Source organism: Cupriavidus sp. PET2-C1, from assembly GCF_054515855.1.
Genome location: NZ_CM137259.1, coordinates 3373384 through 3396621, shown reverse-complemented (window position 1 = coordinate 3396621; position 23238 = coordinate 3373384). Strand labels below are relative to the sequence as shown.

The window sequence follows — 23238 nt, the reverse complement described above, 5'->3', positions numbered from 1 at the left end:
ATATTATTCAACCTTTATTGAGTCGAAAAACATATCAGGAGCCCCTTTGGACCTGCGCCAGTTGCGCTACTTCGTTACCGTGGCGGAGGAGTTACATTTTGGCCGCGCCGCGCGGCGCCTGACCATGACGCAGCCGCCGCTGTCCCAGCAGATCCAGGCGCTGGAAGAGGAGATCGGCGTGCAGCTGTTCGCTCGCACGCGGCGCTCGGTGGCGCTCACCCCTGCCGGCCAGCAATGGCTGCCCGAGGTGCGCCGCGTGCTGGCCGATGCGGCCGCGTTGCCGGGCCTGGCCCAGCGGCTGGCGCGCGGGGAGGCCGGCACGTTGTCGCTGGCCTTTGTCAGCACGGCCGACTATGGCATCCTGCCCGACCTGTTGCGGCGCTTCCGGGCGCGGCACCCCAATGTGCAGTTGCAGCTGCGCGAGGCCACCAGCGATATCCAGCTGGAGGCCCTGATGGACGGCGGCATCGACGCCGGGCTGGTGATCCGCCCGCAACTGCCGGCCATGCCGCATGGCGTGGCCTACCTGCCGCTGGTGCGCGAGCCGCTGGTGCTGGCCGTGCCGGAAGGCTGGCGCCCGGATGGCTCGGCGGCGGCGGAGAAGGGCGTTTCGCTAAAGGATGCGGCGCACGAGCCGCTTATCATCTTTCCCCGGCGAAGCGCGCCCGCGTTTTATGACATCATTACGGGCTGTTATGCGCGCGAAGGCCTCACGCCGGTGATCGCCCAGGAGGCCATCCAGATGCAGACGATCGTCAGCCTGGTATCCGCCGGCATGGGAGTGGCGCTGGTGCCGGCCTCACTTTGCAACCTTCGCCGTACCGGTGTGTCCTACCTGCCGTTGCGCGATGCCGGGCCCGATATCGAGACCGGGCTGGTGTGGCGGGAGGCCGGTGCCGACGGCGTGAGCCCCGTGCTGAGATCGTTTATCGAGATCGCCGGCGCGCTGGCCGCTGCCATGACGCTGACGCAAAACGCTGGCATAACACCGGGCACGGAGCCGGGCGCGGAGCTTGGCACTGCCGCTGCGGCAAAGCACCAGACGGACGCAGCCTGAACCCTGATATCGCGCCGGACGCCAGTTTGCCCGTGCGCGATCTCTCTACCTACAACCCTAACCACGGCACCCATGCTGATTCATCCCCAATTCGATCCGGTTGCGATTCATCTCGGCCCGCTTGCCATCCGCTGGTACGGGCTGATGTACCTCGCCGGGTTCATCATGTTCCTGTGGTTCGGGCGCCTGCGCATCCGCCAGCCGCATATCGCGGCCCAGGGCTGGACGGTCAAGGACCTGGACGACATGCTGTTCTTCGGTGTGCTGGGCGTGATCCTGGGCGGGCGGCTGGGCTACGTGTTCTTCTACAAGGCCGATTACTACCTGAGCCATCCGCTTGAGATCTTCAAGGTGTGGGAGGGCGGCATGGCCTTCCACGGCGGCTTCCTGGGCGTGATCGTGGCGATGTGGCTGTTCGGCAAGCTGCGCGGGCGGCACTGGATGGAGGTCACCGACTTCATCGCGCCGATGATCCCCTGCGGGCTGGCGGCCGGACGTATCGGCAATTTCATCAACGGCGAGCTGTGGGGCCGTCCCACCGACCTGCCGTGGGGCATGATCTTCCCGCAGGCGGGTGACAACATTCCCCGCCATCCTTCGCAGCTTTATCAATTTGCCGGCGAAGGCGTGGCGCTGTTCATCATCCTGTGGCTGTTCGCCAGGAAGCCGCGCCCCATGGGCGCGGTCTCGGGCGTGTTCCTGATCGGCTACGGCGGTTTCCGTTTCCTCGCCGAGTTCGCGCGCGAGCCGGATAACTTCCTGGGCCTGCTGGCGCTGAACTTCTCCATGGGCCAGTGGCTGAGCCTGCCGATGATCCTGGCTGGCATCGCCATGCTGGTCTGGGCGAACCGTCACGGACAGACGGCGCAGGCCCCGATCCGTTAAAGCGGGCGCAGATGACCCCGCAGTTGAGCCCGCAGACGAGCCCGCAGTTGACCCCGTTCACCGCCGCCATTTTCGATATGGATGGCCTGCTGATCGACTCCGAGCGCGCCATCATGCAAGCTTGGATTGGCGCCGCGCGCGAGATCGGCATCACGCTGGCGGCCAGCGACTACGTGCAGGTCATCGGCAAGGCCAAGCCGGAATCCGATGCCTTCCTGGTTTCCCTGCTTGGCGGCGACCATGCCTTCCACCAGGTGCAGGCAATGGCCGGCGCGCAACTGCATGCGCCGGCTGCCGGCCCCCGGTTTCCGCTGAAGCCCGGCGCCAAGGAGTTGCTCTCGGCGCTGCGCGCAGCGGGCATTCCCTGCGCGGTGGCATCGTCATCCCGTGTCGAGGAGATCAAGGACCGGCTCGGGCGCGTGGGCGTGCTGGATTTCTTTTCGTCGGTCTCGGGTGGCGACGAGGTGCGCCGCGGCAAGCCCGACCCGGCGCTGTACCAGCTCGCCGCCGAGCGCCTCGGCGTGGCGCCGCAGGCGTGCCTGGCCTTCGAGGACAGCGAGAACGGCGCAACGGCCGCCAGCCGCTCGGGCGCGCAGGTGGTGGTGGTGCCCGATATCAAGCCGCCTTCGGCGGTCGTGACCGGATTCAGTTTCCGGGTACTGGGCACGCTGCATGAGGCGATCCCGTTTGTGCCGCAGTGGTTCGATCGCACAGGCCCGGCGGGCCTGGAGCCATAGGGGCATAGGGCCAGCGACATACGGCCAGGATATGCGGCCAGTGGCCACTGTGGCAATTCACGTCCGCGGCCGCGAGCCGCGGACGAAGGGCTTGGCTGCACCAGCCTCAATCCACCTGCGCCCCGGACTTCTTCACGATCACCGCCCATTTGTCGAGGTCGGTCTTGAGCATGGCGGCGAACTGCGTCGGCGTGCCGGAGAGGACTTCGGCGCCTTGCGCCGCCAGCTTGTCGCGCAGGGTCTTGTCGGCGAGCGCGGCCTGCATGCTCTGCGCGAGCTTCTGCGTGACTTCCTTGGGCGTGCCCTTGACCGCGAACAGGCCCACCCACAGATCGCCGCTATAGCCCGGCACGGTCTCGCCGATGGCAGGAATGTCCGGCGCGAACGGCGAGCGCTTGGCCGAGCTCACGCCGAGCGCGCGTACCTTGCCGGCCTTGATATGCGCGAGCACCGAGGGCAGGCTGGCGAAAGCCAGCGGAACCTGGTTGCCGAGCACGTCGTTGAGCGCGGGGGCCACGCCCTTGTAGGGGACGTGCTCCAGCTTGATGCCGGCCATGCTGTTGAGCATCTCCCCCAGCAGGTGGTTGAGCGTGCCGTTGCCGGCGGAGGCAAAGCGGTAGTAATCCGGCTTGGCCTTGGCCATGCTGATCAGCTCGGGCAGCGTCCTGGCAGGGAAGGCGGGGTTGGCCACCAGCACATTCGGCACGCTTGCCACCGGCGAGATCGGCTCGAAATCGCGCACCGGGTCGAACGGCACCTGGCGGTACAGCGAGGGGTTGATGGCCTGGGTGCTGCTGATCGTCATCAGCAGCGTATAGCCGTCGGGCGCCGCGCGCGCGGCCGTCTGCGTGCCGATATTGCCGCCCGCGCCGGGGCGGTTTTCCACCACCACCTGCTGGCCGAGGCGCTGCGAGAGGTCGGCCGCGACCAGGCGAGCGACGATGTCGTTGGTGCCGCCCGGCGCTTGCGGCACGATCATCTGGATGGGTTTGGCGGGGTAGGTCTCGGCCTGCGCTGAGGCGCCGGCGAGCAGCGAAATCGCCGCGGCGATGCCAGCCAGGACATGGCGGGTGCGTTGCATGGTGTCTCCTCGGTGTTGGGGTGGCGGCGCGCTTGTCTTTGGCTGTTGACATCCACGCCTTGCCTGTCGCTGGCAGCGACTCTACACGAGGGGTTTGTGCCGGGGAAATTCAATCGCCGACTACCACCATAAGTTTTATTTATCCGGCCGTGCCGGACTGGAGCGTGTCCGGCGCGGGCTTGAGCGAGCCGCCCTGGGCGATGCGCGCGTCGACGATCTCACGCAGGATCTCTGCCACGGCTTCCGCCGCGCGCGTGCGCGGCAGCGCCCGCGGCCAGCACAGCGACAGCGTGCGGCGCAGCTCGGGCAGGATCAGGCGCGTGGGCATGGCGGCATCGCCCAGGTCCACCGCCGAGGCCGGCAGGATGGTGCAGGCCAGCCCTTCGCGCGCGGAGGCCAGCAGGAAGGGGAGGGAATCCAGGTCGGCCACCACATTGAGCGCCGCGCCAGCCTGGGCGAAGCTGCGTTCGAGCACTTCCCGCAGGCCCTGCGAGCCGCTCGGCAAGACCAGCGGTACGCCAGCCAGCTGCTTGAGCGCGATGGTGTCCCGGCGGGCGCGGGCGGGGCGGCGGAGGCTGCCGGCGGTGCCGGGCGCATCCGCGGCGGGTTCGGGCGGATCGCCGATCAGGTACAGCGACTCGCTCGCCAGCATCTCCAGTTCGACCGCGCGCGAGGCCGTGTCGCGGAACAGGATGGCGAAATCGAGGCGATTGTTGTTGAGCAGCTCCGAGATATAGCCGCTCATGCTCTCGAACAATTGCAGGCGCACCTGCGGGTAGCGTGCCCGCACCGCCCTGATCAGCGGCATGCCAAAGGCCGCGGCGGCGGTGGTAGGCAGGCCGATGGCCACCGCGCCGGTCACCTCGGCGCCGGCGGCCCGTACGTCGGCCCCGGCGCTCTCCATTTGCTTGAGGATGGTGCGCGCGTGCCGGTACAGGGTCTTGCCGGCCTCGGTCGGCTTTACGCCCTTGGGGCCGCGGTGTACCAGCGGCACGCCGTATTCCGTTTCGAGCGCGGCCAGTTGCTGGCTCAGCGCGGGCTGCGCCACGCACGCCACTTCGGCGGCGCGGGTCAGGCTGCCGTGGTCGACGATGGCCACGAAGTAGCGCATGGAGCGGATATCCATTGGGTGTCCCAGGTTCTGCGATTTCGCGTTTTTGCGTATTTGCATGTGAGGTATTTATTCTACTTATGGGCGACTAGGGATTTCCTATTTCCCAACGGGTGTCGCCAAGGCTAGATTGTGGGCTGGCCGGTCAAGCTCGCCCGTTCGCGCTGCCGGCATCCACCCCTCGCCTCCACGCATCAACGAGTCCAGCCATGTCCCAACCGCTGCAAGGCATCACCGTCGTTTCCCTGGAGCAGGCGATTGCCGCGCCGTTCTGCACCCGCCAGCTGGCTGACCTGGGCGCGCGCGTGATCAAGATCGAGCGCCCCGGCGCGGGCGACTTCGCGCGCGCCTACGATGGCCGCGTGCGCGGCTTGTCCTCGCACTTCGTGTGGACCAACCGCTCGAAGGAAAGCGTGACGCTGGACGTCAAGCACGCGCAGGCAGCGCCGGTGCTGGAGGCACTGCTGGCGCGCGCCGACGTGCTGGTGCAGAACCTGGCGCCGGGCGCGGCGGCGCGGCTCGGGCTCGATTACGAAGCGCTGAGCGCGCGCTTCCCGCGCCTGATCGTGTGCGACATCTCGGGCTATGGCGCCGACGGACCCTATCGCGACAAGAAGGCGTACGACCTGCTGGTGCAGAGCGAGTCGGGCTTTGTCTCGGTCACCGGCACGCCAGAGGACGGCGTGAAGGCTGGCGCCTCGGTGGCCGATATCGCCGCCGGCATGTATGCCTACAGCAATATCCTGGCGGCGCTGATCGAGCGCGGCCAGACCGGGCGCGGCAAGCGCATCGATATCTCGATGCTGGAATCCATGGCGGAGTGGATGGGCTTCCCGCTCTACTATGCGTTCGATGGCGCCGAGCCGCCTGCGCGCGCGGGCGCGGCTCATGCCACCATCTATCCCTATGGCCCGTTCCCAACCGGTGACGGCAAGACCGTGATGCTCGGCCTGCAGAACGAGCGCGAGTGGAACACGTTCTGCCAGCGCGTGCTGGAGGATCCGGCGCTCGCCACGCACCCCGACTATGCCGACAACACCCTGCGCAGCGCCAACCGCGCCGCGCTGCGCGCGCGCATTGTGCAGGCCTTTGCCGCGCTGAGCGCCGAGCAGGTCACCGCGCGCCTCGAAGCGGCGGGCATCGCCAACGCGCGGGTCAACACCATGGCCGATGTCTGGGCGCATCCGCAGCTAGCTGCACGCGAGCGCTGGCGCCAGGTCGACACGCCCGCTGGCCCGGTGCCCGCGTTGTTGCCGCCCGGGGTGCAGGACGCGCGCATGGATCCGGTGCCGGCGGTGGGCGAGCACACTGACACGGTGCTGGCCGAGATGGGCTTGACGCCCGCGCAGGTGGCCGCGCTGCACGGCGCGGGCGCGGTATGAGCAAAGCCGCTGCCATGATGGCGCCCGCCCGTAGCTACCTGTTCGTGCCCGCCACGCGCCCCGAGCGGATCGGCCGTGCGATCGGCTCGGGCGCGGATGCCGTCATTGTCGATTTCGAGGATGCCGTGGCGCCCGACGCCAAGGTGTCGGCGCGCGAAGCCCTGGCCGCATCCTGGCCGCGGTGCCAGGCGCAGGCGGCCGTGGCCGGCGTGGCGCTGCTGGTGCGCGTGAACGCCGCCGACAGCGAATATCACGCGGGCGATCTGGACTGGTGCCGTGCCCAGCAGGCGTTCGGCCTGGTACTGCCGAAGGCCGACGCGGGCGCGCTGGACGCGCTGGCGCGGGCCTTGCCGCAGGCCAACTGCTATCCGCTGATGGAGACCGCGGCAGGCTTCGCGGACCTGCGCGCGGTGAGCCGCGCCGCCGGCGTGGTGCGGCTGATGCTGGGCAGCATCGATCTGATGTTCGATCTCGATGTGGCCGACGAGGACGAGCCGCTGGATTACTTCCGCGCCAAGCTGGTGATGCATGCGCGCGCGGCCGGATTGCCGGCGCCGGTGGATGGCGTCTGCACGGCCATCGGCGACGCCGCGGAGATACGCAGGCAGACCGCGCGCGCGCGCCGCTTCGGCTTCGGCGCCAAGCTGCTGATCCATCCGCAGCAGGTCGCACTCGTGCATGCCGGGCTGGCGCCTTCGGCCGCGGAGGTGGCGTGGGCACGGCGCATCGTGGCCGCCGCCGATGCGCAGGGCGCCGCGGTGGCCGTCGACGGCAAGATGGTGGATCGCCCGGTGCTGGAGCGCGCAAGCAGGATCCTGCAGCAGGCAGGCTAGGCCGGGACAACCATTGGGCTACGCCCGTGCGCTGCGGCGCGTCAGCGAGTGCCAGGGCGGGCGCCGGCTGCTGCGGGAGCTGAACGGCCTGTGCCGGGGCCGCGCCGGTGCTGGCGAGGCGCACTAGCCGGGCCGTCCGATCGGCCCGTTCAGGGGCCGCACAACCCGGGTTCACCTTAGTGGTGCATACCGCGCATGCGGCTGCGCAGCATCGAATTGTCTTGTCATCTGGTCGCCGTTATTCATAATTATGAATTATTGGGCCTGGCAAGACACATTTCACCGTGCCGCAAGCCACCCCGATGCCATTGCATTCTTCCGCCAGGAGGCACCATGCGCATCATCCAGCAGGCCCTGTACCTCGAAGTCGCGGAGCGCCTGCGCGCCATGATCGACGAGCACGCGCTGATGCCCGGCGCCTGGATCGACGAGGCCGCGGTGGCGGAGTCGATGGGGATCTCGCGCACGCCGATGCGCGAGGCGCTCAAGGTGCTGGCCGCCGAAGGCCTGGTGCGGCTGGAGCCGCGCCGCGGCTGCTTCGTCAACGCCTTGTCCGAGCAAGACCTCGACGAGATCTTCCCGTTGATGGCGCTGCTGGAAGGACGCTGCGCCTATGAGGCGGCGCGCAACGCCACCGCCGAGGACCTTGACGCGCTCGAAAGCCTGCACGCCGACCTGACCCGGTATGCGCAGGCCGGCAATATCGACGCCTACTACGAAACCAACTACCAGATCCACGAAGCGATCCAGCGGCTCGCCGGCAACCGCTGGCTGTCCGGCCTGATCAGCGACCTGCGCAAGGTGCTGCGGCTGTCGCGCCACAAGAGCCTGAAGCTGCCGGGCCGCATCCGCGAATCCTGCGCTGAGCATCTGTCGGTGTTCTCCGCGCTCAAGGCGCATGACCCGGAGGGCGCCGAGACCTTGATGAAGACGCACTTGCTGCGCCAGCGCGGCGCGCTCAGGGCACTGGACGCCGCCGAGGTTGCCGAGGTCGACGTGGTTGACGTGGTTGACGATAGCGGTGGCGATCCCAATCCCGGAGCACAGCCCGGCCGACTGCACCTGGCCGGCAAAGCATCCGTTGATCGATAGCAGCTTACAGACCGCACTTACAGACCGCACTTACAGACCGCACTTACAGACCGCACTTACAGACCGCACTTACAGACAGCACTTACAGACAGCACTTTCAGACAGCCAATAGCAGGTACGCCCATGGATTCCCTCAGCAATAGCGAACAGAAAGTCAGCGCGCCCCTGAGCGGCCCGGAGCCGTCGGCGCAAACCTTGTTGTCCCGCTTTGGCCGGTGGTGGGGCCGCAAGGGCGATGGCCGCGCCCCGAAGACGGACGCCGATGCCAAGGCGGACGCCAAGGCCGTGGCGCTGCCCGTGCGCGTGCTGCGCCGGCAGCGCGAGCAACTGCGTCAGTGCTTCGATGCGCGCCTGACCGACAGCGCGGCCAATGCCGCCGCGCAAACCTGGCGGGCCGAGTACGAAGCCGCGGGCGATGACGCGCGCCAGGCCATGCTCGGCGTGCTGGCCGACGTTGCGGCCAGCGGCGGCGCGCAGGCGGATGACGACGTCAACGATGGCAAGGATGGCAAGTCGCCCCGATCCGCGTCGGGGCTTGCGCAGGCCATGTCCAATGCGCGCATCCGTTTCTTCAAGCGGCTGGCCGCGCTGCACGGGCAGGAGGGCGCGAGCGTCTGCGGCCTGCATTTCCTGATCGGCCTGCGTGCGGACATGCTGCGCTGGCACAAGCGCGTGCCGGGCTTGCGCCCGCTCGACGACGATCTGGAGGCGCTGTTCTCCAACTGGTTCGACGTGGGCCTGCTGGAACTGCAGCCCATCACGTGGGACTCGCCCGCCTCGCTGCTGGAAAAGCTGATCCGCTACGAGGCGGTGCACGAGATTGCGTCCTGGGCGGACCTGCGCAACCGGCTCGATTCCGATCGCCGCTGCTATGCGTTCTTCCACCCGCGCATGCCGCGCGAGCCGCTGATCTTTGTCGAGGTGGCCTTCGTGCCCGAGATGGCCGCCAACGTCCACGCGCTGCTGGACGAAGCCGCGCCACTGGAGGACCTGCGTCGCGTGAAGTGGGCGATTTTCTATTCCATCTCCAATACGCAGGCAGGCTTGCGCGGCGTGAGCTTCGGCAACTTCCTGCTCAAGCGCGTGATCGAGGAATTGCAGCGCGAGTTTCCCAAGCTCAAGCAGTTCGCCACGCTCTCACCCATTCCCGGCTTTGCCGACTGGCTGCGCAAGCGCGATGGCGAAGCGGTGGCCAAGGTGCTGGGCGACAAGCGCCTGGCGCGCTGGAGCGAGCGCCACGGCACGCCACCGGCCGACGGCGCCGGCTGGCTGGCCGCTCTGCCTGCCGATTCCGAGGATGCGATGGTGCGCGACATCGCGCTGGCGCTGGCCGCGCATTACCTGGTGCGCGAGCGCCAGCAGGCGCTGCCGGCCGATCCGGTGGCGCGTTTTCACCTGGGCAATGGCGCCTGCGTGGAGCGCCTGAACTGGGCCGCCGACCTGTCGCGCAAGGGTCGCGCGCAGTCGTGCGGGATGATGGTGAATTATCTTTACGTGCCCGAGGCGCTAGATGACAATCTGGTGCGCCTTGGCAACGGATCCCCGCGCATGAGCCGCGCGGTGAGCAAGCTGTTGTAACCCTGGTCAGGTAACAGACAAGGCCGCGGGCCGCGTTCATGGGCCATTCCAGCAGTTCTTCGTTTTGACTTTCCACAGCAGAAGAGAGAGGAGACAGAGTCATGAATCGTCGTCAGTTTCAACTGGCAGGGCTGGCTTGCGCGCTGGGCGCGGGGTTGGGCGCGGTAGCTCCCGTGGCGCAGGCTGACACCTGGCCGTCCAAGCCCATCACCGTGATCGTGCCGTTCCCGGCCGGCGGCGGCACCGATGCCTTCGCCCGCCCGCTGACCGCGCAGCTTTCCAAGCAGCTCGGCAAGCAGTTCGTGATCGATAACCGCGGCGGCGCTGGCGGCACCGTGGGCGCGAGCATCGCGGCCAAGGGCGCGCCCGACGGCTATACCGTTTTCATCGGCGGCGCGCACCACGCCATCGCGCCGTCGTTCTACAAGAAGCTCGACTACGACATCGAGAAGGATTTCATCCCCATCACGGTGATCGCGCAGCCGCCGCAGGTGATCGTGGTGAACCCGACCAAGGTCAGCGCCAATACGCTGGGCGAGCTGATCGCCTATGCCAAGAAGAACCCCGGCAAGCTGAACTACGCCTCCGCCGGCAACGGCTCGTCCCACCATCTGGCGGGCGAGCTGTTCAAGCTGCAGACCAAGACCTTCATCACGCATATTCCCTACAAGGGTGCGGGCCCTGCGCTGTCCGACCTGATCGCGGGCCAGGTGGACATGGACTTCGACGGTCTCGGCTCCTCGGCGCAGCACATCCGCGCGGGCCGCATCAAGGCGCTGGCGGTGGCATCGACCAAACGCTCGGCCGCGTTCCCGAATGTGCCCACCGCCGCCGAGGCCGGGGTGCCCAACTACGAAGTCTCCACCTGGTACGCGATGTGGGTGCCCAAGGGCACGCCCAAGGACATCGTCGACCGGCTTTACACCGAAGTGGAGAAAGCACTGAACACGCCTGAGATGAAGCAGATCTGGCTTGCCAACGGCTCCGATACGCCGGCTTTCACGCAAGAGCAGTTCGCGCAGTTCCAGCGCGCCGAGATCAAGCGCTGGGCTACGGTGGTGCAGCAGTCCGGCGCCAAGATCGACTGATGGAGGATCGCTGCATGGTTTCCGATGTTTCCCGTGCGCGTGGAGCGCAGGCATGAGCGGCACGGTCGTGTTCGCGCGTGAGGGCGACGTGGCCACGGTCACGCTGTCCCACGCTGGCAAGCTCAATGCCATTTCCGTGGCGATGTGGCGCGCGCTGGCGCAGGGCTTTGCGGACCTGTCCGCGGATACCTCGCTGCGCTGCGTGGTGGTGCGCGGCGCCAATGGCAACTTTGCCGCCGGCGCCGACATAGCCGAATTCCCAGAGGAGCGGGGCGATGCCGCCGCGCTGCGCCGTTACCACGAGGCGGTGATTGCGCCTGCGCTGGCCGCCATCGCGGGCTGTCTGCATCCCACGCTTGCCATGATCGAAGGGGTTTGCGTGGGCGGCGGGCTGGAGATCGCCTGCCATTGCGACTTGCGCATCGCCGCCGACGACAGCCGCTTCGGCGTGCCGATCAACCGGCTTGGCTTTCCCATGGCGCCCGGCGAGCTGACCGGGCTGCTGGCCCTGGCGGGCCGCGCCGTGACGCTGGAGATCCTGCTGGAGGGCAGGGTGTTCGACGCCGCCGAGGCGCGCGAGAAAGGGCTGCTGACGCGCGTGGTGCCGGCAGCGGCACTCGGCGAGGAAGTCGCCGCGGCGGTCAAGCGCATCGTAGCCGGCGCGCCGCTGGCCGCCCGCATCAACAAGGAGAGCATCCGCCGCCTGGCGCCGGTGCCCGCGCCGCTCACCGCAGCGGAGCTCGACGCGCATTTCCGCTATGGCGACAGCGCTGACCATGCCGAAGGCGTGGCGGCATTCCTGGTGCGCCGGCCGCCGCGCTTTAGCGGGCAATAGCACGGGCAATAGCACGGGCAATAGCACCGGCAAAAGCACGGGCAATCGCTTTAGGTATCATTGCCGGCTATCGATCGGATTGCCCATGCGGATTGCCCATGCTATTGCCGATTCCGTTTTTCATCTTCCGCAATATGAACGCCAACCTGTTCGCCCTATTCGAATCCCGCTTCCCGGCGGACCGCAGTGCCTGCTGCATTGAAACCCACGACGGCCTCTACTACAGCTGGGACGACCTGGACCGCGCCACCGCCAAGATGGCCAACCTGCTGGCCGCGCTCAAGCTGCCCGAGGGCGCGCGCGTGGCGGTGCAGGTGGAAAAATCGCCTGAGGCGCTGTTCCTGTACCTCGCCACGTTGCGTGCGGGCTACATCTACCTGCCGCTTAACACCGCCTACCAGGAAGCCGAGATCGACTACTTTGTCGGCAACGCGGAGCCGGCGGTGGTGGTGTGCAGCAGCGCCAACTTCGGCTGGGTGTCCAAGGTTGCGTTCCGCCACGGCACCAAGCACGTTTTCACGCTGGACGACGACCGCTCAGGCTCGCTGTTGTCCCGCGCCGCCGTGCAACCGGACCGCTTCGCCACGGTGGCGCGCGGTGCCGACGAGCTCGCCGCCATTCTCTACACTTCGGGCACCACGGGCCGCAGCAAGGGCGCCATGCTCACGCACGGCAACCTGGCCTCCAACGCCAAGACGCTGCATGCGTACTGGGGCTGGCGCAGCGACGACGTGCTGCTGCACATGCTGCCGATCTTCCACGTGCATGGCCTGTTCGTCGCGTCGCATGGCGCGCTGCTGGCCGGTGCCAAGATGATCTGGGCGCCCAAGCTCGACATGGCGCAGATCCTGAAATTCCTGCCGCGCTGCACCGTGATGATGGGCGTGCCCACGTACTACGTGCGCATGGTGCAGGAGCCGCGCTTTGACGACGACACCTGCCGCCGCATGCGCCTGTTCGTGTCCGGCTCCGCGCCGCTGCTGATGGAAACCTTCGATGCCTTCCGCGAGCGCACCGGCCACACCATCCTGGAGCGCTACGGCATGAGCGAGACCGTGATGCTGGTCTCCAACCCGTACGAGGCGCAAGACGGCGAGCGTATCGGCGGCACCGTCGGCAAGGCGCTGCCGGGTGTGTCGGTGCGGGTGGTGGATGGCGACGGCAAGCCTTGCGCGGCCGGCGAGATCGGCAATGTGGAAGTGCGTGGCCCGAATGTGTTCAAGGGCTACTGGCGCATGCCGGAGAAGACGCAGGAAGAGTTCACCGCCGACGGCTGGTTCAAGACCGGCGACGTGGGCCGCTTTGGCGGTGCCATCGTCAGCCAGGCTGGCGAGCGCAAGGTGCCCGACGACTACCTGACCATCGTCGGCCGCAGCAAGGACCTGATCATCTCTGGTGGCTACAACGTCTACCCCAAGGAGATCGAGAGCTTTATCGACGAGATGCCGGGCGTGGCGGAAAGCGCCGTGATCGGCGTGCCGCATGCCGATTTTGGAGAGGCGGTGGTGGCGGTGGTGGTTGGCAAGCCCGGTGCCTCGCTGGATGCGCTCAGCCTGATTGGCGGGCTCAAGGGTCGTATTGCCAATTTCAAGGTGCCTAAGCGCGTGCACGTGGTGGACGAGTTGCCGCGCAACACCATGGGCAAGGTGCAGAAGAACGTGCTGCGCCAGCAGTTCGGAGCGCTGTAAGCACGGCCGCTCCCTGATGGCCTAGGCATCAAAGACAAGGCCCCTGCCGCTTGCGCGGCAGGGGCCTTGTTCCGTGCCTTCTGCCTTCAGCCTTGACCCTTGAGCCTTCAGCCTGTGGCTTTGGACAGCGCTTACTTGAGCATCTGCACCGAGCCGTTCACCGTCACGGTGACCTGGGCCTTGCCGCCCTCGACCGGCACCGGTGCGGAATCAGCCATCATGGCCTTGGCCGCGTACATGCGCGGCATCGGCTGCACCGCGCCCACCTCGCCCACCTGCACTTCACGGATGGTGTAGCTGCCATAGCCGAACAGCTTGGTGGTGGCCTGGGCCTTGTCGCGGAACGAGGCCACGGCTTGCTCGGTCAGCTTGGCCTCGGCCGCGTGGCGGGCTTCGCGCGAGAGCGAGAAGCTGATGTTCTGCACCTGCATCTGGCTGGCGAGCTGCCCCGCGAGCTTGGACACGGCGGTGAAATCGCGCGATTCCAGAATCACCTCGGCGCGCCCGCGCCAGGTGCTGATGCGCCCGTTCTTGTCGTTGGACGGATAGATGGTGAAGCCGCCCGATTGCGCCTGCACGCCATTGGTACGCTTGGCCTGCGCGATCACATCCGCCGTCTTGGCCGACAGCGCCGAGGAAATCGCGCCCGGTTCCGCCCCTTCCTGCTCGGCGGCGAGCGTCAGGTGGACCACGTCGGTCGGCACGTCGGTGGTGGCCTGGGCGGACAGCGACAGCACGCCGGCAGGGGCCGGCTCGTGGGTCGGGCCGCCGCCTTGGGCGGAGGCAACCATGGCGGTGGTACCGAGCAGCGTGGCGGCAAGCAGTTGTTTCATTGGATTCTCCCGTTCAAGACAATGGGTATCAGACGCGCCGCCCAGGTGATCGTTCCGCTACGTCGCGTGCGACCTTGTATCTACTTGTATCCGCACCATGCATCGCTTGGCACCTGCGGCCTCAGAACGCGTGCCAGGCCTTCCACATCATGTAGGCCGACAGGCTGAACAGCAGGCAGGCGAAGACTTTCTTCAACTGTGCGACATCCATGCGGTGCGCGGTGCGCGCACCCAGCGGCGCGGTCAGCACGCTGGCAACCGCGATCACCGCTAGCGCCGGCAGGTAAATGTAGCCGAGCGAGCCGGCCGGCAGACCGGTCCGGCCCAGCCCGCTCCACACATAGCCGATGACGCTCGCCACCGCAATGGGAAACCCGAGCGCGGCCGAGGTGGCCACGGCGTTGTGGATGGGCACATTGCACCAGGTCATGAACGGCACCGAGACAAAGCCGCCGCCCGCGCCCACCAGGCTGGACAAGAAGCCGATCACGCCGCCCGCGCCCAGCATGCCCGGTGTGCCCGGCAGTTGCCGATGCGGGGCGGGCTTGCGGTTGCGCAGCATCTGCCATGCCGAAAAGCCCACGAATACCGCGAACAGCAGCGATAGCCAACTGGTCTTGAGCGCAGCGAAGACCTTGCCGCCGCCGATCATGCCGCCAAACAGGATGCCGGGCGCCAGCGCCAGCACCAGCTTCCATCGCACCATGCCGCGCTTGTGGTGGGCGCGCACCGAGGACAACGAGGTGAACAGGATGGTCGCCATGGAGGTGGCGATGGCCATATGGACAATGGCCTCATGCGGGAAGGCCAGTGCGGTGAACAGCAGCGTGAGGAAGGGCACCATCAGCATGCCGCCGCCTACGCCAAGCAAGCCAGCGCAGAAGCCGGTAAAGGCGCCGAGCAACAGCAGCCCGGGAATCAGGGAAAAGCTCATGACGCGGAATCGACCTTGCTGGTGTTGTAGTTATGTCGTCGGCAGCCATTGTGTCATGCCGCTGCTGTCGCCGCCGGTGCCAGGCTAGCGCATCAGCCGCGTGGTGATGAAACGCCATTCGGCCGGGGTCACCGGCGTGATCGACAACCGGTTGCCACGGCGTAGCACGACCATGTCGGCCAGTTCGTCATGCGCGCGCAGGTCGGCCAGCGAGATCAGCGGGCCCTTGCCGACAAAGCGCACGTCAACCAGCATCCAGCGCGGTGCGTCCAGCTTGGCGGCCGCGTCGTAGTAATCGCTCTTCGGGTCGAACTGGGTGGGATCGGGGTAGGGCTGCGAGCAGACCTCGGCCAGGCCGGCAATGCCGGGCTGTGGGCAGGAGGAGTGATAGAACAGCACGCCGTCGCCGATCTGCATGCCGTCGCGCATGAAGTTGCGGGCCTGGTAGTTGCGCACGCCGGTCCATGGCAGGGTGCCGCGTTCGGCTAGCGTATCGATGCTGGCCTCGTCGGGTTCCGACTTCATCAGCCAGTACTGGCGGGCGCGCGCGGCGGTATTGGCTTGCGTGGATCGGCTCATGGGCGGGCAGGGCGGGCGTGACGTTGGCAACAGCGATATGGTGCAGCAAGCACGGCCAAAAGAAAACCGTCTCGCGGATGCGGGCCGTGGCGCAAAAACAGAGGGAGGGCACTGCAGAGGCAACGCAGGTCAACCTGCGCCGCAAAAGGAAAAGGCGGTGGTTGAATAACCACCGCCTTTAGAGGGGTCCCCGCCTCGGCCGCTGGATCGGCATCCTGAACCCAAGTGAGGTTCAGAGTGGCTGCGGAAGCCGCATTTCGGGTACATCACAGATTCAGGGAGTCCAGACTGCAACTATGAACCATGCGACGCGCTCGCCCACACGGCATAATCCCGCACCAACAAATGCTTATCGGTTCAAGGAATATGATCCTGACGAACCAGGCAGGGAAACTGTCAAACGTCTGACTTTTTTGCACTGCCAAACGCATACTGCTTTGGCATGGCTGTCAGACGTTTGCCGTTTCTAACTTGGATGGGATGAAAACGGCGGTCAGGCGCGATAACCCGACCTAAGGTGCCGCAACTATGTGGCTTGGTGCGGCTTGGCTCCACTATACACCGCGAGGCTTTCCATACCAAGCCCGTCTTTGCGTGTCGTTACATTTTGCTGACGCGCGCGGCATGTGGGGCACATCGGGCCGAAATCGCGCGCGTATCGCCGCCTACCTGTGCCGTGCGGTACACCGCCGGCGCAGGGCAGGGCATCAGTTGCGCGGCACGGGCGAATTGGTGCCCACATGCGCGTACTGGCGCAGGGCTTCGTCCGCGCGTTCGTTCAGCTCGCGAATGCGCGCCCGCACTGCATCAACGGGAATCGCGCCATCTTCTTGCTGCTTGCGCTTGAGCGAGAGCAGGTCCGAGGCGATGCTGATCGCGGCCATCACGGCAACGCGTTCCACGCCCTTGGCGGATACCCCGCCCTTGAGCCGGGTCATCTGGCCGTCTACCAGTGCCACGGCCTCCAGCAGCGCGGCCTCGTTGTCGGCGGCAATGGCGAACCGGTAGGACTGGCCGGCAATGTTCACTTCGACTTGCTTATTGCTCATGCGTTTTCTCCGGGTGCCTTCTGTTCGGCGCGGCCGGCCGCTTCGCCTTCGCCCAGCAGGTCGAGCTGGCGGGCGTCGCTGGCGGTGGGCAGCTTGTCCAGGATCGACTGGATGCGCAGCTGCGCTTCCTCGATCTTGATATTGAGCAGCTCGCGGTCGGCGGCCATGGCTTCACGGTCGCCGCGCAGCTGGCTTGCGTCGGCCTGCAGGCGTTCGATCTCCTCCCGCAGCCGCTGGTTCTCCGCCGCCAGGGTATCGGCATGGTGCAGCACACGCCCGATCTTGGCGGCGAGTTGTTCGAGTTCGGTGAGCATAGAGCCTGTCATATCTAGGGTCTCGGGTTTTGGGATTTTAGCCCAAGCGCTATCGTGCGGACGGCGAACGCAGACGTATGTGACCGGGCCTGCGTGCCGAAGTTGCATGCATCGTCGTTTAACGGCATCCGTGGCGACGGCTTTATGCCTGTTTCCAGGCGCTTTCGCTCCGTTTTGCCGTGGCATTGACGCTTGCCTCGAAACTGCCTACACTCGCGCACGTTCCAGGTGCTCGTAATCCTATTCACTACAGGGTTGCAGTTCAACGGGAAACAGGGAGCCAGCCACCGCCGCCAGGGCAGGGCCGAGCCAACCTGTGCTGCCCCCGCAACGGTAAGCGACCGTGATCGCAAGATCGCAAGGCCGACCACTCAGCCACTGAACCGCAAGGTTCGGGAAGGCGGTCGGACTGGTGTCGCCAGCCCGGATACCGGCCTGAACGAGAGTGCGCCGCCCTCCGCTGCTTTTTGCCGCGCAAGCCAGCGGCGCGCTTCGTCGCCAGACGGTCCGCGGGGGAACGGACCAGGCAGCTCTCTCCCAAAACCCGCATCATGCGCTCATCGTCTTACAGGTCGAGCCGTCCGGCATTGCCGGCGCGCCCCGCCACCGCCCCCGCTTCTGTCTCCGTTTCTGTCTCCCGGCAAGTCCGCGCCACGCCTGTCGCCTTGCTGGCCCTGCTTGCCGTGTGCGCGCCCGGCGCCGCCATGGCCCAGGCCGCCTGGCAAGCCGCCGCGCAGCCAGCGGCCGATGCGCAGCTCGACCCGGTGGTGGTCACTGCCACTCGTACTTCACAGCCGTTGACCGAGGCATTGCCGCACACCACGGTGGTGACTCAGCAGGATATCGCCAACTCGCAAGCGCCCGACCTGCGTTCGTTGCTGCGTACGCAGGCTGGCGTGGAGTTTGCTACTACCGGGGGCATGGGCGCCAATACCAGCATCTACATGCGTGGGGCAAGTCCAACGCAGACCCTGATCTTGATCGACGGTGTGCGCGTTTCATCTGCAAGCAGTGGTGCGGCGCAGTTGTCAAATATTCTGTCGGACCAGATCGACCATATCGAGGTAGTGCGCGGCAATGTCTCGGCGCTCTATGGCTCGGATGCAATCGGCGGTGTCGTGCAGATATTCACCAAGAGCGGTGCCGGCCAAGCGCCGGCGGCCAACGCTCAGATCGAATACGGCAGCAACAATACACGCCAGGGCACGGTGGGCTACGGCGGGCAGGTGGGCGATACCTCGTTCAACATTACCGGGTCAGCCTTCAAAACAGATGGCTTTTCGGCGATCAATGCAGCCCAATGGAACGGCGATAATCCGGCCAAGGCAAAGAAGGGAATCGGTCCGAATCCGAATGACAATCCCTACGAGAACAAGAGCTTATCGGGTCAAGTCAAACATCGCTTCTCCAGTGACTGGGACGCAGGCGTCAATGCCTACTACTCGAAGAGCACGCTTTCGTACGACAGTACGGCGGGCAAGCCTACCGATGTGAACCTGATGGACAGCGAGCTATATACCGTGTCCGGCTTTGTCAACGGTAAGCTGACGCCTAACTGGAGCACACATTTCAAAGTTGCGCAAAGCGAGGATCGCAGCAGCAATACGCTGAACGGCAGTCCCAACGGCACATTCAATACGCGCAATCGCCAATTCACCTGGCAGAATGAGTACGCGATCGCCTCCGGCCAGACTCTCTTGTTTGGCACTGAATTCGTGCGCCAAGAGCTGGATGCTTCCTACATCGCGCCGAGTCGAAATGTAACTTCCGCATTTGCGGGCTATGATGGCCGCTTCGGTAAACACCAACTGCAACTGAACGTGCGTGGTGACCACTATTCGGATTTCGGCAACCAGAAGAGCTACTTTGGCGGCTACGGTTACAACGTGACCGAAGCCTTCAAAGTGATTGCAAACGCAAGCAACGCGTTTCGTGCGCCGACATTCAACAATCTCTACTTCCCTGGTTTTAGCAACCGCAATCTGCAGCCGGAGCGAGTGAAATCCTTAGAGCTCGGTGCGCAGTACAAGACGCAACAACTTGGCCTGCTACGTCTTACGGCGTTCCGGACACAATATGACAACCTGATCGTGAACGATCAGCGTTCCATTCCGCAGAATATCAGCCAGGCCGAAGTCAAAGGCGTGGAGGCCTCGTGGCGAGCCAGCATTCTTAACACAGATGTTGGCGCCAGCGTAACCTTCCAGAATCCGGTCGATGAGCAGAGCAATATCCTACTGCCGCGCCGCGCGCGTCGACATGCCGCCTTCGACATTGGGCGAAATTTCGGCAACTGGCGTTTTGGCGGTGAGTGGCTGCTGTCCTCCGAGCGTTTGGATGCGGTTGGGAGCTCGCGCACGCTGGGCGGATACGGTATCGTCAACCTCAATGCCCGCTATAACATCGACAAGCAATGGTTCGTGGCCGCCCGTGTGGAAAACCTGTTCGACAAGAATTATCAGCTCGCCTATCCCTTCAACACGCAGGGACGCGCCGGCTTTGTCACGCTGGGCTGGCGTCAGAAATGACACTGACACTGAGGATGGTTGCCTGACATGCGCCGCGCGCTAGCCGTCTGGCTGATGCTTGCCGCCGCCGGCGTGGCGGTGTTCCTGCTGTCGCTGGCGGTGGGCAGCGTGCCGCTGTCGGGCGCGCAGGTCTGGCAGGCGCTGTCCGGCGGCGCCGACGATACCGCCGGCGCCATCGTGCGTGAGCTGCGGCTGCCGCGCGCGGCCGCGGCGTTCGCGTGCGGCGGCCTGCTGGCGCTGACCGGCGCGCTGATGCAGGTGCTGCTGCGCAATCCGCTGGCCGAGCCCTATGTGCTTGGCGTATCGGGCGGCGCGGCCACCGGCGCGCTCACCGCCATGCTGATGATGTGGCCACTGTGGACGGTGCAGGCCGGCGCGGCTGGCGGCGCGTTGTTCTCGATGGTGCTGGTGGCCACGCTGGCGCGCCGCGACCTGCTGCATCCGCAGGTGCAGGGCGGGCATCATGAGGCCGGCTCGCGCCTGCTGCTGACCGGCGTGATCCTGGCCGCTGGCTGGGGCGCGCTGATTACCCTGATCCTGAGCGTGGCGCCCGAGGCCCGTTTGCGCGGCATGCTGTTCTGGCTGACCGGCGACCTGGGCGGCACCGCCAGCTATGGCCTTGCGCTGGGTGCGCTGGCGTTGGCCGTGCTGCTGGCCATGCCGATGGCGCGCTCGCTCAATGCCATGCTGATGGGCGAGACTGTGGCGCAGGCGCTGGGCGTGCGCGTCGGCGCGGTGCGCATGTCGGTGTTCGTGTTGGCCTCGCTGGCGATCGCGGTGGCCATTACATCGGCCGGCTCGATCGGCTTTGTCGGGCTGGTGGTGCCGCACCTGGTGCGCCTTGCCTGGGGCAACGACCAACGCCTGATGTTGCCTGCCTCGGCCTTGCTCGGCGGCACCTTGCTGATGGCCGCCGACCTGGTGGCGCGCACGGTGATTGCGCCGGCGCAGTTGCCGGTGGGCGTGATCACAGCGCTGCTGGGCGTGCCGACCTTCCTCTTTCTACTGCTGCGCAGGCCGCGCTGACTCCCATGCCGACCTGGAACGAACCCGTTACCGCGTGTCCGCCGCTGGTGCTGCAGTCCTTGCAGTTGCGCGCCGGCGCGCGCGCTTTGCTCGATGGCCTGAGCTTGTCCATGCAGGCGGGCGAGCTGTGGTGCATCGTGGGCCCGAACGGCGTCGGCAAGTCCACGCTGATGTCGGTGCTGGCCGGGCTGCGCAAGCCGGACGGCGGCGTGGTGCTGCTGGATGGCCGCGCGCCGCTGGAGACGCCGCCCGCGGCCCTGGCATTGCGCCGCGCCTACCTGCCTCAGGCGGTGCACGACACCTTCTCGATGTCGGTGCGCGACGCCGTGGCGGTGGGCCGTCACCCGCATCTCTCCGGCTGGGGCTGGGCCGGCCGCGAGGATGACGCGGTGGTCGCGGCAGTGATCCGCGAGATGGATCTCGATGCGCTGGCCGGGCGCGACGTGCTGACCCTGTCCGGCGGCGAGCGTCAGCGCGTTTCGCTGGCCGCCACGCTGGCGCAACAGGCGCCGCTGCTGATGCTGGACGAACCCGCCGCCCACCTCGACCTGCGCCACCAGATCATGGTGCTGGAAACCCTGGCCCGGCTGGCACGCGCCGGCCGCCACGCCATCATGGTAATCCTGCACGACCTTAACCTGGCGCGGCGCTATGCGACCCATGCCTTGCTGCTGGCCGAAGACGGCCTGTGCCTGCATGGCCCCGCTGCCCAGGTCCTGACCCCCGCGCATTGCTCGCACGCGCTGCGCACGCCCATTGTCAGCGTCAGCGACGGCCGCCATACCGCGCTGATTGCCGACGGGGCGCATTTTCCCGCACCAGACGAAACCCAACATGACTGAACCCAAAGCCATTGAGACTTCCACGTCGGAAGATGCCGCCCGCGACGAACGCCACAAGGCGCGCATGCTGCGCAAGAAGGATGTCGTGGATGCCAAGATCGCCGCCGCGCAAGACGAGCGCGGCGTGATCGTGATCACCACCGGCAATGGCAAGGGCAAATCCAGCTCCGGCTTTGGCATGGTGGTGCGCGCGCTTGGCCACGGCATGCAGGCCGGCGTGGTGCAGTTCATCAAGGGCGCGATTCCCAGCGGCGAGGAATTGTTCCTGCGGCGCTTTCCGGAGCAGTGCGCCTTCCATGTGATGGGCGAAGGCTACACCTGGGAAACGCAGGATCGCGCGCGCGACGTGGCCAAGGCCGAGGCCGCGTGGGAGGTGGCGCGCTCGCTGCTGCGCGACCCGTCGATCGGGCTGGTGCTGCTGGACGAGCTCAATATCGCGCTCAAGCTGCACTACCTGGATGTCGACACCGTCATCGCCGACCTGCGTGCCCGCCCGCCGATGCAGCACGTGGTCATCACCGGCCGCGGCGCACCGCCCGCGCTGATCGAGGCGGCGGATACCGTGACGGACATGACGCCGGTCAAGCATGCCTTCCAGCAAGGCATCAAGGCCCAACGTGGCGTCGAGATGTAAAACGTCTATTCTTGTTCCAGCGAATCCTTTCTCAGTCACACCAAGAAACACCATGCAGTTACCCGCCATCGCCCCGCTCGACGCCTCCCTGCGCCCGACCTTGCAAGCCGCCATCGATGCCAAGACCAAGCCGCTCGGCGCGCTCGGCCGGCTCGAGGATCTGGCCTTGCAGATCGGCCTGATTACCGGCAGTGGCGCGCCGGAGCTCAAGCGTCCCGCGGTGATCGTGTTCGCCGGCGACCACGGCGTGGCCGATGCCGGCGTGAGCGCCTATCCGGCCGAGGTCACGGCGCAGATGGTGCTCAACTTCCTGGCCGGGGGCGCGGCCATCAATGTGTTCTCGCGCCTGCACGGGCTGGCGCTGGAGGTGGTGGATGCGGGAGTGCGCGCGCCGTTGCCGTCCGCGCCCGGGCTGGTCAACTGCCGCATTGCCGCGGGCACGCGCAATTTTGCCGTTGAGCGCGCCATGAGCGCGGAGCAGGTGCAGGCGGCGCTCACCGCCGGCATGGCGCGCGTGCTGCGCCACGCGCAGCAGGGCAGCAACGTGATTGGTTTTGGCGAGATGGGCATTGCCAATACCTCGTCGGCTGCTTGCCTGGTGAGCCGGCTTACCGATACACCGATTGAAGATTGCATCGGCCGCGGCACTGGCCTGGACGACGCGGGCCTCGCGCGCAAGCGCGCGGTGCTGGCGCAGGCGCTGGCGCTGCACGCGGACGCGGTGGAGCCGCTCGACGTACTGGCCGCCTTCGGCGGCTTCGAGATCGCCATGATGACCGGCGCCTTCCTGGCCGCGGCCGCCAGCCGCATGGTGATCCTGGTCGATGGTTTTATCGCCTCGGCCGCGCTACTGGTGGCGCAGCGCCTCGCGCCCGAGGTGCTGCAATACTGCGTGTTCTCGCATTGCTCGCACGAGCACGGCCACCGCCGCCTGCTGGATTATTTCGGCGCCGAGCCGCTACTGGCGCTGGACCTGCGCCTGGGCGAAGGCACCGGCGCCGCGCTGGCCTATCCGCTGGTCGCGTCCGCCGCGGCCTTCCTGCGCGAGATGGCCACCTTCGGCGCGGCTGGCGTCAGCACCGCGTCGGCGTAGACTGCGGCACGCTCCCGCTACCTGGCCCAACGCACCTGC

At 66.6% G+C, this 23238-nt stretch carries 22 protein-coding genes, 1 other RNA gene and 1 riboswitch; of the genes, 15 read left to right on the top strand and 8 right to left on the bottom strand.

The features are described 5' to 3' along the window. Positions 1-46: 46 nt before the first annotated feature. The 3 genes from ACX12D_RS15285 to ACX12D_RS15275 all read left to right on the top strand — a co-directional run bounded on the left by ACX12D_RS15285 (position 47) and on the right by ACX12D_RS15275 (position 2679). On the top strand, positions 47-1057 hold the full coding sequence (locus ACX12D_RS15285) for a LysR family transcriptional regulator (RefSeq protein ID WP_459371767.1): 1011 nt from the start codon (positions 47-49) through the stop codon (positions 1055-1057). A gap of 72 nt (positions 1058-1129) precedes the next feature. Continuing rightward, positions 1130-1942: a prolipoprotein diacylglyceryl transferase gene (gene lgt / locus ACX12D_RS15280; protein WP_441633230.1), complete on the top strand. Its 813-nt coding sequence runs from the start codon at positions 1130-1132 to the stop codon at positions 1940-1942. Positions 1943-1953: 11 nt separating this feature from the next. Continuing rightward, on the top strand, positions 1954-2679 hold the full coding sequence (locus ACX12D_RS15275; RefSeq protein WP_459371766.1) for an HAD family hydrolase: 726 nt from the start codon (positions 1954-1956) through the stop codon (positions 2677-2679). A gap of 106 nt (positions 2680-2785) precedes the next feature. Here ACX12D_RS15275 and ACX12D_RS15270 read toward each other — a convergent pair whose 3' ends face one another. Both ACX12D_RS15270 and ACX12D_RS15265 read right to left on the bottom strand, forming a co-directional pair. Further along, positions 2786-3760 (bottom strand): Bug family tripartite tricarboxylate transporter substrate binding protein, encoded by a 975-nt coding sequence (locus ACX12D_RS15270; protein ID WP_459371765.1) that lies wholly within the window; start codon positions 3758-3760, stop codon positions 2786-2788. Between the two features lie 139 nt (positions 3761-3899). Continuing rightward, positions 3900-4886: a LysR substrate-binding domain-containing protein gene (locus ACX12D_RS15265; RefSeq protein ID WP_459371764.1), complete on the bottom strand. Its 987-nt coding sequence runs from the start codon at positions 4884-4886 to the stop codon at positions 3900-3902. Between the two features lie 194 nt (positions 4887-5080). On the opposite strand from ACX12D_RS15265, the gene ACX12D_RS15260 reads away from it, so the two are divergent. From ACX12D_RS15260 to ACX12D_RS15230, 7 genes are all read left to right on the top strand, one after another. Next, the gene (locus ACX12D_RS15260; protein WP_459371763.1) at positions 5081-6253 is read left to right on the top strand and encodes a CaiB/BaiF CoA transferase family protein; all 1173 of its coding nucleotides are present in this window, start codon (positions 5081-5083) and stop codon (positions 6251-6253) included. A gap of 14 nt (positions 6254-6267) precedes the next feature. Continuing rightward, positions 6268-7086 (top strand): HpcH/HpaI aldolase/citrate lyase family protein, encoded by an 819-nt coding sequence (locus tag ACX12D_RS15255; protein WP_459374034.1) that lies wholly within the window; start codon positions 6268-6270, stop codon positions 7084-7086. Positions 7087-7419: 333 nt separating this feature from the next. After that, positions 7420-8178, top strand: a complete 759-nt coding sequence (locus tag ACX12D_RS15250) for a GntR family transcriptional regulator (RefSeq protein ID WP_459371762.1) — start codon at positions 7420-7422, stop codon at positions 8176-8178. Between the two features lie 123 nt (positions 8179-8301). Then, positions 8302-9756, top strand: coding sequence for a malonyl-CoA decarboxylase domain-containing protein (locus ACX12D_RS15245; protein ID WP_459371761.1), 1455 nt, complete (start codon positions 8302-8304; stop codon positions 9754-9756). 101 nt (positions 9757-9857) lie between these two features. Beyond that, the gene (locus ACX12D_RS15240) at positions 9858-10844 is read left to right on the top strand and encodes a Bug family tripartite tricarboxylate transporter substrate binding protein (RefSeq protein WP_459371760.1); all 987 of its coding nucleotides are present in this window, start codon (positions 9858-9860) and stop codon (positions 10842-10844) included. 52 nt (positions 10845-10896) lie between these two features. Continuing rightward, positions 10897-11679, top strand: a complete 783-nt coding sequence (locus ACX12D_RS15235) for an enoyl-CoA hydratase/isomerase family protein (RefSeq protein ID WP_441633246.1) — start codon at positions 10897-10899, stop codon at positions 11677-11679. Positions 11680-11813: 134 nt separating this feature from the next. Continuing rightward, entirely contained in the window at positions 11814-13367 is a 1554-nt protein-coding gene (locus tag ACX12D_RS15230) for a malonate--CoA ligase (protein WP_441633470.1), read from the top strand. A 131-nt stretch (positions 13368-13498) separates the two neighbouring features. On the opposite strand, the gene ACX12D_RS15225 is transcribed toward ACX12D_RS15230, so the two are convergent. The 6 genes from ACX12D_RS15225 to ACX12D_RS15200 form a co-directional block, all read right to left on the bottom strand. Further along, positions 13499-14200, bottom strand: coding sequence for an SIMPL domain-containing protein (locus tag ACX12D_RS15225; protein WP_459371759.1), 702 nt, complete (start codon positions 14198-14200; stop codon positions 13499-13501). A 121-nt stretch (positions 14201-14321) separates the two neighbouring features. After that, a complete protein-coding gene (locus tag ACX12D_RS15220) occupies positions 14322-15134 on the bottom strand; it encodes a sulfite exporter TauE/SafE family protein (RefSeq protein WP_459371757.1) in 813 nt (270 codons plus the stop codon). 84 nt (positions 15135-15218) lie between these two features. Further along, positions 15219-15713, bottom strand: coding sequence for an EVE domain-containing protein (locus ACX12D_RS15215; protein ID WP_459371756.1), 495 nt, complete (start codon positions 15711-15713; stop codon positions 15219-15221). A 183-nt stretch (positions 15714-15896) separates the two neighbouring features. Beyond that, positions 15897-16107: non-coding RNA, 6S RNA (ssrS, locus tag ACX12D_RS15210), on the bottom strand. A 313-nt stretch (positions 16108-16420) separates the two neighbouring features. Beyond that, positions 16421-16762: a cell division protein ZapA gene (locus tag ACX12D_RS15205; RefSeq protein WP_416049477.1), complete on the bottom strand. Its 342-nt coding sequence runs from the start codon at positions 16760-16762 to the stop codon at positions 16421-16423. Further along, positions 16759-17076, bottom strand: a complete 318-nt coding sequence (locus ACX12D_RS15200; RefSeq protein ID WP_459374033.1) for a hypothetical protein — start codon at positions 17074-17076, stop codon at positions 16759-16761. The genes ACX12D_RS15205 and ACX12D_RS15200 overlap by 4 nt, the downstream gene beginning before the upstream one ends. A 208-nt stretch (positions 17077-17284) precedes the next feature. After that, a riboswitch (cobalamin riboswitch) is annotated at positions 17285-17529 on the top strand. Positions 17530-17627: 98 nt separating this feature from the next. On the opposite strand from ACX12D_RS15200, the gene ACX12D_RS15195 reads away from it, so the two are divergent. The 5 genes from ACX12D_RS15195 to cobT are packed head-to-tail and all read left to right on the top strand — an operon-like array spanning position 17628 to position 23199. Next, a complete protein-coding gene (locus tag ACX12D_RS15195; RefSeq protein ID WP_459371755.1) occupies positions 17628-19604 on the top strand; it encodes a TonB-dependent receptor plug domain-containing protein in 1977 nt (658 codons plus the stop codon). A gap of 27 nt (positions 19605-19631) precedes the next feature. Continuing rightward, entirely contained in the window at positions 19632-20630 is a 999-nt protein-coding gene (locus tag ACX12D_RS15190) for a FecCD family ABC transporter permease (protein ID WP_459371754.1), read from the top strand. 5 nt (positions 20631-20635) lie between these two features. Continuing rightward, positions 20636-21472, top strand: a complete 837-nt coding sequence (locus tag ACX12D_RS15185; protein ID WP_459371753.1) for an ABC transporter ATP-binding protein — start codon at positions 20636-20638, stop codon at positions 21470-21472. Continuing rightward, positions 21465-22106, top strand: coding sequence for a cob(I)yrinic acid a,c-diamide adenosyltransferase (gene cobO, locus ACX12D_RS15180; RefSeq protein ID WP_459371752.1), 642 nt, complete (start codon positions 21465-21467; stop codon positions 22104-22106). The genes ACX12D_RS15185 and cobO overlap by 8 nt, the downstream gene beginning before the upstream one ends. Positions 22107-22158: 52 nt before the next feature. Continuing rightward, complete coding sequence (cobT, locus tag ACX12D_RS15175; protein WP_459371751.1) at positions 22159-23199, top strand: nicotinate-nucleotide--dimethylbenzimidazole phosphoribosyltransferase; 1041 nt, start codon at positions 22159-22161, stop codon at positions 23197-23199. Positions 23200-23238: the final 39 nt, after the last annotated feature.